Annotated in this window: 15 protein-coding genes and 1 riboswitch; of the genes, 7 read left to right on the top strand and 8 right to left on the bottom strand. The window is 69.5% G+C overall.

What is annotated here, in order from left to right; genetic code table 11:
• Nucleotides 1-45 precede the first annotated feature (45 nt).
• The 3 genes from ABZ880_RS40775 to ABZ880_RS40765 all read left to right on the top strand — a co-directional run bounded on the left by ABZ880_RS40775 (nt 46) and on the right by ABZ880_RS40765 (nt 2150).
• The gene (locus tag ABZ880_RS40775; protein WP_361274253.1) at nt 46-957 is read left to right on the top strand and encodes a MerR family transcriptional regulator; all 912 of its coding nucleotides are present in this window, start codon (nt 46-48) and stop codon (nt 955-957) included.
• Between the two features lie 58 nt (nt 958-1015).
• Entirely contained in the window at nt 1016-1228 is a 213-nt protein-coding gene (locus tag ABZ880_RS40770; protein WP_361274251.1) for an EF-hand domain-containing protein, read from the top strand.
• Nucleotides 1229-1487: 259 nt separating this feature from the next.
• Complete coding sequence (locus ABZ880_RS40765; protein WP_361274248.1) at nt 1488-2150, top strand: NAD(P)-binding domain-containing protein; 663 nt, start codon at nt 1488-1490, stop codon at nt 2148-2150.
• Between the two features lie 21 nt (nt 2151-2171).
• Here the strand turns inward: ABZ880_RS40765 and ABZ880_RS40760 are convergent, their stop codons facing one another.
• The 8 genes from ABZ880_RS40760 to gcvT all read right to left on the bottom strand — a co-directional run bounded on the left by ABZ880_RS40760 (nt 2172) and on the right by gcvT (nt 9111).
• The gene (locus ABZ880_RS40760; RefSeq protein ID WP_361274245.1) at nt 2172-2714 is read right to left on the bottom strand and encodes an MOSC domain-containing protein; all 543 of its coding nucleotides are present in this window, start codon (nt 2712-2714) and stop codon (nt 2172-2174) included.
• Nucleotides 2715-2766: 52 nt separating this feature from the next.
• Nucleotides 2767-3324 (bottom strand): glycoside hydrolase family 25 protein, encoded by a 558-nt coding sequence (locus ABZ880_RS40755; RefSeq protein WP_361274243.1) that lies wholly within the window; start codon nt 3322-3324, stop codon nt 2767-2769.
• 157 nt (nt 3325-3481) lie between these two features.
• Nucleotides 3482-3838, bottom strand: a complete 357-nt coding sequence (locus ABZ880_RS40750; protein WP_361274240.1) for a nucleotidyl transferase AbiEii/AbiGii toxin family protein — start codon at nt 3836-3838, stop codon at nt 3482-3484.
• A complete protein-coding gene (locus ABZ880_RS40745) occupies nt 3838-4452 on the bottom strand; it encodes a type IV toxin-antitoxin system AbiEi family antitoxin domain-containing protein (RefSeq protein WP_361274237.1) in 615 nt (204 codons plus the stop codon). Before ABZ880_RS40745 ends, ABZ880_RS40750 begins: the two co-directional genes overlap by 1 nt.
• A gap of 147 nt (nt 4453-4599) precedes the next feature.
• Nucleotides 4600-5967, bottom strand: coding sequence for an L-serine ammonia-lyase (locus ABZ880_RS40740; RefSeq protein WP_361274234.1), 1368 nt, complete (start codon nt 5965-5967; stop codon nt 4600-4602).
• 84 nt (nt 5968-6051) lie between these two features.
• The gene (glyA, locus tag ABZ880_RS40735; RefSeq protein WP_361274231.1) at nt 6052-7317 is read right to left on the bottom strand and encodes a serine hydroxymethyltransferase; all 1266 of its coding nucleotides are present in this window, start codon (nt 7315-7317) and stop codon (nt 6052-6054) included.
• Nucleotides 7318-7331: 14 nt separating this feature from the next.
• The gene (gene gcvH / locus ABZ880_RS40730) at nt 7332-7709 is read right to left on the bottom strand and encodes a glycine cleavage system protein GcvH (RefSeq protein ID WP_361274228.1); all 378 of its coding nucleotides are present in this window, start codon (nt 7707-7709) and stop codon (nt 7332-7334) included.
• Nucleotides 7710-7992: 283 nt separating this feature from the next.
• Nucleotides 7993-9111: a glycine cleavage system aminomethyltransferase GcvT gene (gene gcvT / locus ABZ880_RS40725; RefSeq protein ID WP_361274225.1), complete on the bottom strand. Its 1119-nt coding sequence runs from the start codon at nt 9109-9111 to the stop codon at nt 7993-7995.
• Nucleotides 9112-9278: 167 nt separating this feature from the next.
• A riboswitch (glycine riboswitch) is annotated at nt 9279-9380 on the bottom strand.
• A gap of 201 nt (nt 9381-9581) precedes the next feature.
• Here gcvT and ABZ880_RS40720 point away from each other — a divergent pair.
• The 4 genes from ABZ880_RS40720 to ABZ880_RS40705 all read left to right on the top strand — a co-directional run bounded on the left by ABZ880_RS40720 (nt 9582) and on the right by ABZ880_RS40705 (nt 13404).
• A complete protein-coding gene (locus tag ABZ880_RS40720) occupies nt 9582-10250 on the top strand; it encodes an AAA family ATPase (RefSeq protein WP_361274222.1) in 669 nt (222 codons plus the stop codon).
• An 80-nt stretch (nt 10251-10330) separates the two neighbouring features.
• Entirely contained in the window at nt 10331-11122 is a 792-nt protein-coding gene (locus ABZ880_RS40715) for an enhanced serine sensitivity protein SseB (protein WP_361274220.1), read from the top strand.
• 100 nt (nt 11123-11222) lie between these two features.
• Nucleotides 11223-12020 carry an enhanced serine sensitivity protein SseB C-terminal domain-containing protein gene (locus tag ABZ880_RS40710; RefSeq protein ID WP_361274217.1) on the top strand — a complete coding sequence of 266 codons (798 nt, stop codon included), beginning with the start codon at nt 11223-11225 and terminating at the stop codon, nt 12018-12020.
• Between the two features lie 385 nt (nt 12021-12405).
• On the top strand, nt 12406-13404 hold the full coding sequence (locus tag ABZ880_RS40705) for an ABC transporter permease (RefSeq protein WP_361274214.1): 999 nt from the start codon (nt 12406-12408) through the stop codon (nt 13402-13404).
• Nucleotides 13405-13429: the final 25 nt, after the last annotated feature.

The raw sequence follows: 13429 nt of genomic DNA, 5'->3' as shown, positions 1-13429 counted from the left end.
TCGCTCCTTGAGTCTCCACCCACTGGAAGGCCCAGACTCGCAGACATGATCGACGACGGCACCGGACTTTTCACCATCGGCGAGCTGGCGCGGTCCACCGGACTGACCGTGCGCACCATCCGCTACTGGTCCGACGAGGGCGTCCTGACCCCCGTCACCCGCTCCACGGGCGGCTACCGGCTCTACGACGCCGAGTCCGCCGCCCGCCTGGAACTCATCCGCACCCTGCGCGAGTTGGGCCTCGGCCTGGTCGACGTGCGCAAGGTGCTGGACGGGGAGCGGACCGTGGCGGAGGTCGCGGCGGCGCACGTGGTGGCGCTGGACGCGCAGATCCGTTCGCTGCGCACGACCCGTGCGGTGCTGTCGACCGTGGCGCGACGCGGTTCGACCGCAGAGGAGATGACCCTGATGAACAAACTGGCGCGGCTGTCGGCGGCCGAGCGCAGGCGGATCATGGAGGAGTTCGTGGAGGAGATGTTCCACGGGCTCGACCTCGTGGACCCCGACATCCGCGAGAGGATGCGCAACACCGCCGTGAACCTGCCGGACGACCCGACACCCGAGCAGGTGGACGCCTGGGTCGAGCTGGCCGAGATGGTGCAGGACCCCGAGTTCCGGGTGCAGATGCGCAGGGCGGCCGAGTTCAACCACGGCGGCCGGAGGCAGGACACGCCCGCCGGGGCGTCGATGTGGTTCGTCAAGAGGCTCATCGAGCTGACGGGGCAGGCACGCGAGCGCGGCATCGCGCCCGAGTCGCCGGAGGCCGAGGAGGTGCTGCGGAACCTGTTCGGGGACGCCGACCGCGCCGACATCCTCGAACGCGTCAAGGCGACCCACAACGTCCGGCTCGCCCGCTACCGCGAACTGCTCGGCATCCTGAAGGGGACGCCGGTGAAGGCCTACGAGGAGGAGTTCGGGTGGGTGGTCGCCGCACTGGAGGCGCGCACGGCCAGCTAATCTGACCTGCGACAGCACCACAGCAAGACCTGTATTTACGGAGAAAAGGGGCGGATCGGTGGCGGACATCGAGGCAGCGCGCAAGGAGTTCCAGCGGATCGACACCGACGGTGACGGGTTCATAACCGCCGCCGAGTTCAAGACCGCCCTCGCCCAGGAGGGCGACTGGAACGTCACCGAGTCGGTCGCCGAGGTCATCATCAAGGCGCGCGACCTGAACGGCGACAAGGTCCTGTCGTTCGACGAGTTCTGGGCGTACCTGAGCAAGTGACGCGAGCGGGGGGCCGGTCCGTCGTGGGACCGGCCCCTTTCTCATGCCCAGCGCACACCGCACCGCCCGGTTCACCGCCGACAGCACCGCCCGGATCGAGGCCGCCGATCCCTCGCCGACGCCCCAGGCCGTGCTGCCGATGACGTAGACCGGCCCGTGACGAGTGGATCGGCCGGGGAGCGGCCCGGAATAGTCCGGCAGCCTCCAGGGTTGATCCAGTCCAGACGTATGCATGCGCATGGACCTTGGAGGGCCTGTCATGAAGATCGGCATCATCGGCGCGGGCAACATCGGCGGCAACCTCACCCGGCGGCTCACCGCGCTCGGCCACGACGTCTCCGTGGCCAACTCCCGCGGTCCCGAGACGCTCACCGCGCTGGCCGAGGAGACGGGGGCGACACCGGTCCCGGTGGAGGAGGCCGCGCGCGGTGCGGAGGTCGTGGTGGTCACCGTCCCGCTCAAGGCGGTTCCCAACCTGCCGGCGGGCGTGCTGGACGGCGCGGCGGAGGACGTCGCCGTGATCGACACCGGCAACTACTACCCCCGGCAGCGGGACGGAAAGATCGCCGGGATCGAGGACGAGGGCCTCACCGAGAGCGCCTGGACGGCCCGCCAGATCGGCCACACCGTGATCAAGGCGTTCAACGGCACCTACGCCGCGGACCTCCTGGAACGCGCCCGCCCGGCCGGCGCCCCCGACCGCCTGGCACTTCCGGTGTCCGGCGACGACGAGGCGGCCAAGCGGACGGTACGGGCCCTGATCGACGACCTCGGCTTCGACACGGTGGACGCCGGCGGCCTCGACGACTCCTGGCGCCAGCAGCCGGGCACGCCGGTGTACGGCCTGAGGGAGGGCGTCGACGGGGTCACGAAGGCACTGGCGGAGGCGCCCCGGGAGCGGTCGGCGGACTTCCGGGCGTAGCGCGGTACACCGTCGTACGACTCAGACGATCTCGAGGGGCACGTGCGGCCCGGCCGGCAGCTCGACGGTGACCGGATCCCCGGGCCGCACGATCCCGCCCCGCAGAACCACGCTCATGATCCCGGCCTTGAGCCGCACGCTCCCGTCCGCGTCCCGCCGGACGACCTCCTTCAGCAGCCCCTGCTGAAACCCGTCGATCTGCAGACACGGATTCCGCAGCCCGGTGACCTCGACGACGGCCTCGTCCCCGAGCCGCAGCAGGGTACCCCTGGGCAGCCCGAGCAGATCGACGCCCCGGGTGGTGATGTTCTCCCCGAGCGCCCCGGCCGCGACCTCGAACCCGGCCCCGCGCACCTCCTCGAACAACTCCTCGTGAATGAGGTGCACCTGCCGCAGATTCGGCTGCGAGGGATCCCGCCGCACCCGCGACCGATGCTTCACGGTCACCCCGGCATGCACGTCCCCCTCCACCCCGAGCCCTTCGAGCAACGTGATGCTCTCCCGGTTCGGCTTGGTGAACGAGTACACCCCGTTACTGCTGACCGCGCTGACTGCCCCGCCCATGACGAGAAGCTCCCCTCCTCGAGAACCGCAATCGTCACCAATCGTCACTCGGTCAGGCGTCCGAGGCCCACTCCTTGAGCGCCGCCTTGTCGGCGAAGTCCGCGACGTCCTTGTCGTGCGGCTCGCTCGTGTACTGGTGGAAGCGCCACTTGGCCTTGATGCGAGGCTTGCCCGCCGTGACGTAGTCGGCGATCCAGAGGCCGTCGCCGGCGTACGACGTTCTGTCGATGTTGAGCCAGAAATCCCTGTTGGTGTAGAGGACGACCTGGTTGTTCGGCCGTAGTTCCTTCACCTTGCGGATGAAGAGGTCCTTCTCCGCGTTGCTCGCATGTGTGCCCGAGCTCGTCGTCTCCCAGTCGACGGCCAGGATGTCGCCCGCCTTCTCCGGGGCGTGCTTGACGAAGTACTCGGCCTGGGTCTGGAGGTTGCCGGGCCACAGGAAGTGGTAGAAGCCGACGACCAGACCGGCGTCGCGGCCCCGTTTCGTCTGGGCCGTCAGTCTCGGGTTGACGTACGAACGGCCCTCCGTCGCCTTGATGAAGACGAAGGAGAGACCGTCCGTGCCGTAGGAGGAGGACTGGTAGGCGCTTACGTCGATGCCGCGCAGCATGGAGGGACTCCCTGATCTGCCGGTGGGGGGGACAGGAGTTGATGGAGTTGATGTATCCCCCACCTTGGCACGGGTGATCCGTTCCGGATGTGTGAACGAGGTGGAAACGTCAACCTCTGTCCGTCACGGACGCCAGCACCGACGTCGACTTCGACGATCAGTCCGAGGTGATCACGCTCGCGTGATCGGCCGCCAACAGGGCGAGCCGCGCGTCGAACTCGGTGGCGGCGATGACCGCGATCCTGTGGATGATCTCGGTCTCGGTGCCTGGGAACGAGCGGCCGAGGATGTCGATGTCACGGGTCGTCCGACGCGCGCCGAACTGGGCGAGCAGCAGGCCGCCCTTGAGGACGAAGTGCTCCCGGCCGAGGGGCGATGCGGCCAGGCGGTAGAGGAACCGCTCCAGGACGTACTCGACCATGACCTCGTCCGTGGACCGGCGGTTGCGGCGGGCCAGGTTGCGCAGCTCGTTGTAGACGCGGCCGGCGATGGTGTCACGTGCCGGGTTGGCCATCAGGCGAGCACCGCTTCCACGGCCGGGCGGACGACGGAGAGAGCGCCCAACTCGCGCGCGATGTCTTGGAGTTCGCCGACCCCGCCGCGTCCGCCCCGGCGCAGGTGGCGGCCGAGCGCGGACAGGGCCAGGGTCTCGCCGATGCGGCCGCGGTGGCGCATCGCGTCGACGACGCTGCGGGCTGAGTTGTACATGGGGATGGTCTCTCCCGGCGCTGCTTCGAACCGTTCGACGCCGAGGTCGAAGGTCTTCGCGGCGTACTGTGCCACCACGGTCGGCGGGTAGGAGATCGTGGGGCGGCGTGTACCGCGCGGCACGGCGATGTGCACCGCTGTGGGGATGTCATCGATCAGCTCGTGCAGGGCCAGGGCGGACTCACCGCACACGACGGCACGGGGAGCCCGAGCACACACGGCCAGCAGATCCCCGTGCGCGGTCTCCGGGGCGTCGGCCCGGCGGTACACCCCGCGGGACAGTTCGTCTATCTCGCCCTCCGCGACCAAGCTCGCCAGATCGCGGGGGGCGAGCAGGGCCTGACGTGCCTGTGCCGTCGTGAACGTGGGGGACAGGCTTGTCAGTCTCTGCTGCAGGCGGGAGTTCTCCGCGGCGTCCATGTATCGAATGGTACCCCTCGGATGTGCTCAGGGGATCGATTTGATACATCCGGTGGTGGGCGGGCGGGTTTCCGCCCGTGATCATGTACCGTGAACCCGCAGGTCAAGCGCCCGTGAATACGAACGCGCTGGTCAGGGCCTGGTCCCTCAGCACTCGATGATGTTCACGGCCAACCCGCCCCGCGCGGTCTCCTTGTACTTCACGCTCATGTCCGCCCCGGTGTCCTTCATCGTCTTGATGACCTTGTCCAGGGACACCTTGTGCGAGCCGTCCCCCCGCATCGCCATCCGCGCCGCAGTGACCGCCTTGACCGCGGCCATGCCGTTGCGTTCGATGCAGGGGATCTGGACCAGGCCGCCGACCGGGTCACAGGTGAGGCCCAGGTTGTGTTCCATGCCGATCTCGGCGGCGTTCTCGACCTGTTCGGGGGAGCCGCCCAGGACCTCCGCCAGCGCTCCCGCCGCCATCGAGCAGGCCGAGCCGACCTCGCCCTGGCAGCCGACCTCGGCGCCGGAGATGGAGGCGTTCTCCTTGAAGAGCATGCCGATCGCGCCCGCCGCCAGCAGGAAGCGGACCACCCCGTCCTCGTCGGCGCCCGGCACGAAGTTGATGTAGTAGTGCAGGACCGCCGGGATGATGCCCGCGGCACCGTTCGTCGGGGCGGTCACCACGCGGCCGCCCGCCGCGTTCTCCTCGTTCACCGCCATCGCGTAGAGCGTGATCCACTCCATTGCACGCGCCAACGGATCGCCCTCCGCCCGGAGTTGGCGGGCGGACAGGGCAGCGCGGCGGCGGACCTTCAGGCCGCCCGGCAGGATGCCCTCACGGGACATGCCGCGGGAGACGCACGCCTGCATGACGCGCCAGATGTCGAGGAGCCCCTCGCGGATCTCCTCCTCCGTGCGCCAGGCCCGCTCGTTCTCCAGCATCAGCGCCGAGATCGACAGGCCCGTCTCGTTCGTCAGGCGCAGCAGCTCGTCGCCGGTGCGGAAGGGGTACTTGAGCACCGTGTCGTCGAGCTTGATGCGGTCCTCGCCGACCGCGTCCTCGTCGACGACGAAGCCGCCGCCCACCGAGTAGTACGTCTTCGACAGCAACTCCGTACCGGAGGCGTCGTACGCCCACAGGGTCATGCCGTTCGCGTGGTACGGGAGGGCCTTGCGGCGGTGCAGCTTCAGGTCGTCGTCGAAGGAGAACGGGATCTCGTGCTCGCCGAGCAGCCGGATCCGGCCGGACGACTTGATCGCCTCCACCCGCTCGTCGGCACGCTCCACGTCCACCGTCCGCGGCGAGGCACCCTCCAGACCGAGCAGCACCGCCTTGGGGGTGCCGTGGCCGTGGCCGGTGGCGCCGAGGGAGCCGTACAGCTCGGAACGTATGGACGCCACGGAGCCCAGCAGCTCCTCGTTGCGCAGACGGCGGGCGAACAGGCGGGCCGCCCGCATCGGGCCGACCGTGTGGGAGCTGGACGGGCCGATGCCGATCGAGAACAGGTCGAAGACCGAGATGGCCACGGTGACTCCTCAGAACGGGGTGGAACAAAGGGGGTGGGGTGTCCCGCTCACCTACGAGTGTCCAGGACACCCCACAAAAAGGGACTACTTGTTCAGACCGGGGTACAGCGGGTGCTTGTCGGCCAGGGCCTTGACCCGGGCCTTCAGTGCTTCCGTGTCGTACGACGGCTTCAGCGTCTCGGCGATGACGTCGGCGACCTCTGCGAAGTCCTCGGCCTGGAAGCCGCGGGTGGCCAGCGCCGGCGTGCCGATCCTGAGCCCCGAGGTCACCATCGGCGGGCGCGGGTCGTTGGGGACGGCGTTGCGGTTGACCGTGATGCCGACCTCGTGCAGGCGGTCCTCGGCCTGCTGTCCGTCCAGCTCGGACTCGCGCAGGTCGACCAGGATCAGGTGCACGTCGGTGCCGCCGGACAGCACGTTCACGCCGGCCGCGCGGGCGTCGGTGGCGGTCAGCCGCTCGGCGAGGATCCGCGCGCCGTCGACCGTGCGCTGCTGGCGCTCCTTGAACTCCTCGCTCGCGGCGACCTTGAAGGAGACCGCCTTCGCGGCGATCACATGCTCCAGCGGACCGCCCTGGAAGCCCGGGAAGACCGAGGAGTTGAGCTTCTTCGCGAAGTCCTGCCTGGCGAGGATGATGCCGCCGCGCGGGCCGCCCAGCGTCTTGTGCGTCGTGGACGTGACGACGTCGGCGTACTCGACCGGGTTGGGGTGCAGCCCGGCGGCCACCAGGCCCGCGAAGTGCGCCATGTCCACCCACAGGTAGGCGCCGGCCTCGTCGGCGATGCGGCGGAACTCGGCGAAGTCGAGCTGCCGCGGGTAGGCCGACCACCCGGCGATGATCACCTTCGGGCGGTGCTCGAGGGCGAGCTTCTCCACCTCGGCCATGTCGACCAGGCCGGTCTCCTCGTCCACGTGGTAGGCGACCACGTTGAACTGCTTGCCGGAGAAGTTCAGCCGCATGCCGTGGGTGAGATGGCCGCCGTGGGCGAGGTCCAGGCCGAGGATGGTGTCGCCGGGAGCGGCGAGGGCGAAGAGGGCGGCCTGGTTGGCGGAGGCGCCGGAGTGCGGCTGGACGTTGGCGTACTCGGCGCCGAAGAGGGTCTTGACGCGGTCGATGGCGATCTGCTCGGCGACGTCGACGTGTTCGCAGCCGCCGTAGTAGCGGCGGCCGGGGTAGCCCTCGGCGTACTTGTTGGTGAGGACCGAGCCCTGGGCCTCCATGACCGCGAGCGGGGCGAAGTTCTCCGACGCGATCATCTCGAGGGTGGACTGCTGGCGCTGGAGCTCGGCGTCGACCGCGGCGGCGATCTCCGGATCCAGCTCGTGCAGGGACGTGTTCAGTGCGGACATGCGTCTACGGCTCCTCAGCCGGCGTTCTGGGCGGTGTACTCGTCGGCGGAGAGCAGGTCGGCAGGCTCCTCGGTGACCCGGACCTTGAAGAGCCAGCCGCCCTCGAAGGGGGCCGAGTTGACCAGGGACGGGTCGTTGACGACGTCCTCGTTGATCTCGGTGATCTCACCGGTGACGGGGGAGTACAGGTCGCTGACCGACTTGGTCGACTCCAGCTCGCCGCAGGTCTCGCCCGCGGTCACGGCGGAGCCCACCTCGGGAAGCTGGGCGTAGACGACATCGCCGAGCGCGTTGGCCGCGAACTCCGTGATGCCGACCGTCGAGACGCCGTCCTCGGCGGCCGACAGCCACTCGTGCTCCTTGCTGTAGCGCAGCTGCTGGGGGTTGCTCATGGCCTGAATTCTCCTGTACGCCGGGAGTGGTGATGAATGGGGGACTGCTGGGACTGCTGATGCGCACAGGTTATGTGCGCAGGGTTACGCTCTCGCTACGGACCGCGCCCGTCGTCTGATGCGCTCAGCGCATTGTCGGGGGCGACAGCCGAGTCCCCAACAACCCGAGCGAGTCCCGTACTTGCTCCGGCGGCCGGGAGGGTCGTCGCCGGACAGGCGCGACCTGTCAAACTCCCCGGAGCGATCCAGGGGAGAGCCTCTCGGCTTCGGCCGGGAGAGAACTTCAATTCTGGCGCTTGTAGAACGGCAGCGCCACGACGCGGTACGGCTCGTGGCTACCCCGAATGTCCACACCGACACCCGGGGTGCCCACGGCCGCGTGCACCGCGTCGACGTACGCCATCGCGATCGGCTTGCCCAGTGTGGGAGAGGGGGCACCGGAGGTGACCTCGCCGATCACCTCGCCGCCGGCCACGACCGGGTACCCGGCGCGGGGGACCCGGCGGCCCTCGGCGACCAGGCCGACCAGGACGCGCGGCGGGTTCTCCGCGGAACGGGCGGCGGCCTCCCGCAGGGCCTCGCGCCCCACGAAGTCGCCCTCCTTCTCGAACTTCACCACCCGGCCGAGCCCGGCGTCGAAGGGCGTCAGCGAGGTCGACAGCTCGTGCCCGTACAGCGGCATGCCCGCCTCCAGCCGTAGCGTGTCCCGGCAGGACAGCCCGCAGGGGACCAGGCCCACGCCCTCGCCCGCCCTGGTCAGCGCCTGCCACAGCTCGACGGCGTGCTCCGGCTTCACGAACAGCTCGAAGCCGTCCTCGCCGGTGTACCCGGTGCGCGCGATCAGCGCCGGGACACCGGCGACCGTCCCGGGCAGACCGGCGTAGTACTTCAGACCGTCGAGGTCGGCGTCGGTGAGGGACTTCAGGATTCCCGGCGACTCGGGGCCCTGCACGGCGATCAGCGCGTACGCGTCCCGGTCGTCGCGCACCTCGGCGTCGAACCCGGAGGCACGCTCGACCAGCGCGTCCAGCACCACCTGGGCGTTGGAGGCGTTGGCGACGATCATGTACTCGGTCTCGCCGAGGCGGTAGACGATCAGGTCGTCGAGGATGCCGCCGTCGGTCCGGCAGATCATGGTGTAGCGGGCGCGGCCGACGCCGACGGAGGCGATGTTGCCGACCAGCGCGAAGTTCAGCAGCCGGGCGGCCTCGGGGCCGGTGACGGTGATCTCTCCCATGTGCGAGAGGTCGAACAGGCCGGCCTTGGTGCGCACGGCCAGGTGCTCGTCGCGCTCGGAGCCGTAGCGCAGGGGCATGTCCCAGCCGGCGAAGTCGGTCATCGTCGCACCGAGCGAGCGATGCAGGGCATCGAGCGCGGTATGACGGAGTGCGGTGCTGCTCATCGGACGGTCGTCTCCCAAAGCAAGGCAGGACGGGCGAGGTCGTTCCTCCCCATCTGTCATCGGAACCTGAGAGGTTCGCCATGACCGCACGTGATGACCACACGTGGGGATCCTGGCTTGCACCTTGGGTGGAGCCGCATGTGCAGCGGCCCGCTTTTCAGATGTGCCTCGCCCGCGCGGTAACGGGGCCTGAGAGATTCAAGGGAGGGACTTGCTCCTTCGGCGCCCCGGGCAGACGGTGCTGCTGGGGACTCTCCCGCGCGGATTCAAACGGCCGGTATGCAGTTGGCGCGCACATCATTGCACGCCTCGTCGGGTCGCGGCAGGCCGCACTTGCTCCTCTTTTCGGCCCCTCCTTTTGTAACCGGCCTGTGGCCGTAAGCGAACGGAACTGGGAGACACCGTGCATTACCTTCTCTTTACATTCGGTGGGGAGAACCTTTCCTGACCCCGCAGGGAGGACGATCACGGTGAACAGGACCACGGCGTACGCCACGACCTCGGCCGTCGCGCTGCCGAAGCAGCCCTCGGCCCCGGCCCGCGAGCGGTGCCAGGAGCGCCCGGCACCGGTTGTCCGTGACTTCCGCGAGCGCTCCGGCCGCAGTCCGCACGCACTGCTGTTCGGCCCCCGCGACCTCGTGGTGATCACCGGCCTGCCCGGCAGCGGCAAGTCCACGCTGATGGAGCGCGCGGTGCGGGGCATCCGCATCGACTCCCAGGACGCCCGCGACCGCTGGGACGCCCGCATGTCCCGCTTCCTGCCGTACGCGGTCTACCGCCCCCTGGTCCGCCTGGCCCACTTCGCCGGGCTGCGTCGCGCCCTGCGCAGCGGCAAGGGCGTCGTCGTGCACGACTGCGGCACACAGGCCTGGGTGCGCGGCTGGCTCGCCCGGGAGGCCCGCCGCCGGGGCGGCATCCTGCACCTGCTGCTCCTCGACGTCACCCCGGGCGCCGCCCTGGAGGGCCAGCGCGAGCGCGGCCGCGGCGTCTCGAGGTACGCGTTCCTGCGTCACCGCACGGCGGCCGCCCGGCTGATCCGCTCCGTGGAGCAGGGCGACCTGCCCGAGGGCTGCGGCTCGGCGGTGCTGCTCGACCGGGACGCGGCGGACGTCCTGAGCAGGATCGGGTTCACGGGCTGAGGTCGTGACCGAGGCCGTTCTGGGCCGTACCCGCTAGCCTTTCTGCCTCAGCAGTGATTCTCAGCAGGCGGTCAGGACAGATGGACTTCCCAGCGGATCTCCCCGCGGACTTTCCCACGCAGGCGCACCCCCATCCGCACGGCGGATGGCCCGGCAACGAGCTGGAGGAGGTGCTGTCGGCCTCCCTGGGCATGCCCTCGGCGGGCGGCCGCATCATCGAGGTCCTCGGCCGCAGCTTCGTCTGGATCCCGCTGCCCAACGGCGGCGGCCCGCACAGCGGCCCCCTCGACCTGCCCACGCTGGAGATCGAGGGCCAGGCGTACGTCCCGGTCTTCAGCTCCGAGGAGCAGTTCCGCCAGGTCGTCGGCTCCCACATGGGGTACACGATCGCCCCGGCCGTCGAGTTCGCCCGCGGTCTGCCTCCGCAGGTGGGCCTCGCGGTCAACCCGGACGGCGTGGTCGGCGTCCCCCTCCCGCCGGCCGCGGTCGCCGAACTCTGCCGAGTGGGCCGCACGCCCCTGGACGGCCCGACGTCCGGCGGCCGGGTCAAGCTCTTCGAGCCGGACTGGCAGGACGACCCGATCGACTTCCTGGCGGCCGCCTCGGCCGAGTTCGCGGAGACGGGCGTGGTGGTATCGGCCCGCCGCTGCCTCGCGGCCGTAGAGACGGCGCATCCGGTGATGTTCGTGGGCGTCGAACTCTCCCAGCGGGAGGGCGACTTGAGGGCCCTCCCGCTGCAGGCCCTGGAGCGGGCGGTGACCAGGGTCCCGACCCGGTGGCCGGTCAACCTGGTCCTCCTGGATGTCACGGAGGATCCGGTGGCGAACTGGATGAGGGAAAACGTCCGGCCCTTCTATCAGTACGGCCACTAGGACTCCCCGACCCGCACTCGCGAACACACACCAGGTCCCGACCTCCCAGACGCTTAAGCTGTTGGCATACGCGGGGCAACCATCAGAAGGGGCGGTACACGTGAGCGCCAGCGGCACCACGACCGGGACGGTCGAGCACATGCTGCGCCAGGTGACGCCGGGGCGCTACGACGCCTACGAGGCACTGCTCCGCGCGCTCACAACCCCCGGCTCCGGCCAGGTCTGGATGCTCCTGTGGCACGGCCAGGCGGGCTCCCCGGACGCCCAGTACGGAAACATGGAGGTGGAGGGCTACGGCTACGCCCCGTGCGTCACTTCGGCCCAGGAGCTCTCGGCCAGTGGCTGGAACCGCTCCTACGAAGTCGTCGACGGACTCGACGTCGCCCGCACCCTCTACCCCGACCACTTCGGCCTCTGGCTGAACCCGCACGCCCCCGGCGGCGGCGTCGGCATCCCCTGGCTGGACCTGCGCCGTATCGCCACCGGTCTGGAGCGCCAGCCCGCCGGCCCCCTGCGGCTGTCCGAACCCGGCATCGAGATCCCGCAGTTCTACGCCCTGCTCGCGCAGAACGCCCACCGCACCCCGGCCGTCCGCGCCCTGCGCCGTGCCTGGGTGCAGCCGGCGCTCGGGGCGCCGTACCTCGCCATCGGCCTGGACGTGTACGACACCAGCCCACCCGCCGTGGACTCGGTGCGGGCGATGATGCAGCAGTCCATCGGCGCCGTCCCGGACGGCCTGCCGGTGTCGACCGTGGCGATGTCCGACGAGTACGACCCGGTCGCCCTGTGGATGCGCGCGAGTGCCCGCCCCTTCTACGACCGCGAGGCCCACGCGGCCGCTCCGGCCCAGGCGCCGGCGTCGGGATACGGCTACCCGCCGGTGCACGGCGGATACTGAGACGGCCACCCGTTCGCGCCGGGGCGGGAGTTGATCTGCGCGCGTAGAAGCGGGCGGAAGGTCCCACTCTGTCCCCAAAGGTCCCAACAGAACCGCGTCCGGCCCCCGTGCACGGCTGTCCGGATAACGGAACCCCCCGGACAGCATCACGGTTGCGCATACTTTCTCCATCAGACCTGGCGCGTGATCGCGAGCGCGTTGAAGACTCGCCTCTCAGACGCGAGGAATGTCGATCCTGTGAGCGAGTACCGATCGGTACCAATCGAGGATCACCTGGACAGTCGGGCCGTACCATCTGCGGCCGCCGCGCAGCAGGCAAGCGAACCAAGCCGCCCACAGCGGCGGACAAAGGCCGGTCACCACCGGCGAGAGGGGTCAGGTCATTGTGACCGCACCGATCGAGACCACGGGGGCGGAAGCCGGAGCGCAGCCCGAGGCCGTGCTCGCCGGGGCCAAGAAGAGCCAGATCGAAGGGCGTTCCCTCACTCAGATCGCCTGGACCCGGTTCAAGCGGGACAAGGTGGCCGTGGCGGGCGGCATCGTCGTCATCTGCCTCACGCTGATGGCCATCCTGGCCAAGCCGATCGAGTGGATCTTCGGGCTCGACCCCGACAAGTTCCACCAGGACCTGATCGACCCGGCGCTGCTGGCGCCCAAGGGCGGCTGGGGCGGCATGAGTTGGGACCACCCGCTCGGTGTCGAGCCGCAGTACGGCCGCGACATGCTGGCCCGCATCATCGACGGTTCCTGGGTCTCGCTCCTCGTCGCCGGCGGCGCCACGGTGCTGTCGGTGGTGATCGGCACCGTGCTGGGTGTCGTCGCCGGGTACTACGGCGGCTGGGTGGACAGCATCGTCAGCAAGCTGATGGACACCTTCCTCGCCTTCCCGCTGCTGCTCTTCGCCATCGCCATCTCGGCTTCGGTACAGGACGGCTTCTTCGGACTCAACGGCCTGTCGCTGCGCATCTGCGTGCTGATCTTCGTGATCGGCTTCTTCAGCTGGCCCTACATCGGCCGTATCGTGCGCGCCCAGACGATGAGCCTGCGCAAGCGTGAGTTCATCGAGGCGGCCCACAGTCTCGGGGCACGTGGTCCGTACGTCCTGTTCCGGGAACTGCTCCCCAATCTCGTCGCGCCGATCCTCGTCTACTCGACGCTGATCATCCCGACGAACATCCTCTTCGAGGCCGCGCTGAGCTTCCTCGGAGTCGGCATCGCTCCGCCGCAGGCCTCCTGGGGCGGAATGCTCAGCAACGCCGTGGATCTCTACACCGCAGATCCGCAGTACATGTTCGTGCCCGGACTGGCGATCTTCATCACCGTCCTGGCCTTCAACCTGCTGGGTGACGGGCTGCGTGACGCACTCGACCCTCGCAGCAAGTGATCCATCGATAGAGGGGGCTTTCCTC

It is taken from the genome of Streptomyces sp. NPDC047043 (assembly GCF_040644055.1).
GTDB lineage: Bacteria > Actinomycetota > Actinomycetes > Streptomycetales > Streptomycetaceae > Streptomyces.
The sequence above is the reverse complement of the archived record's forward strand: the minus strand, read 5'-3'. Positions and strand labels throughout refer to the sequence as shown.

Bases quoted from the DNA above. Each gene is read 5' to 3' on its own strand.
- ABZ880_RS40775 (WP_361274253.1), top strand. From the start codon at position 46: ATGATCGACGACGGCACCGGACTTTTCACCATCGGCGAGCTGGCGCGG.
- ABZ880_RS40765 (WP_361274248.1), top strand. From the start codon at position 1,488: ATGAAGATCGGCATCATCGGCGCGGGCAACATCGGCGGCAACCTCACC.
- ABZ880_RS40760 (WP_361274245.1), bottom strand. From the start codon at position 2,714: ATGGGCGGGGCAGTCAGCGCGGTCAGCAGTAACGGGGTGTACTCGTTC.
- ABZ880_RS40755 (WP_361274243.1), bottom strand. From the start codon at position 3,324: ATGCTGCGCGGCATCGACGTAAGCGCCTACCAGTCCTCCTCCTACGGC.
- ABZ880_RS40750 (WP_361274240.1), bottom strand. From the start codon at position 3,838: ATGGCCAACCCGGCACGTGACACCATCGCCGGCCGCGTCTACAACGAG.
- ABZ880_RS40745 (WP_361274237.1), bottom strand. From the start codon at position 4,452: ATGGACGCCGCGGAGAACTCCCGCCTGCAGCAGAGACTGACAAGCCTG.
- glyA (WP_361274231.1), bottom strand. From the start codon at position 7,317: ATGTCCGCACTGAACACGTCCCTGCACGAGCTGGATCCGGAGATCGCC.
- gcvH (WP_361274228.1), bottom strand. From the start codon at position 7,709: ATGAGCAACCCCCAGCAGCTGCGCTACAGCAAGGAGCACGAGTGGCTG.
- gcvT (WP_361274225.1), bottom strand. From the start codon at position 9,111: ATGAGCAGCACCGCACTCCGTCATACCGCGCTCGATGCCCTGCATCGC.
- ABZ880_RS40715 (WP_361274220.1), top strand. From the start codon at position 10,331: ATGGACTTCCCAGCGGATCTCCCCGCGGACTTTCCCACGCAGGCGCAC.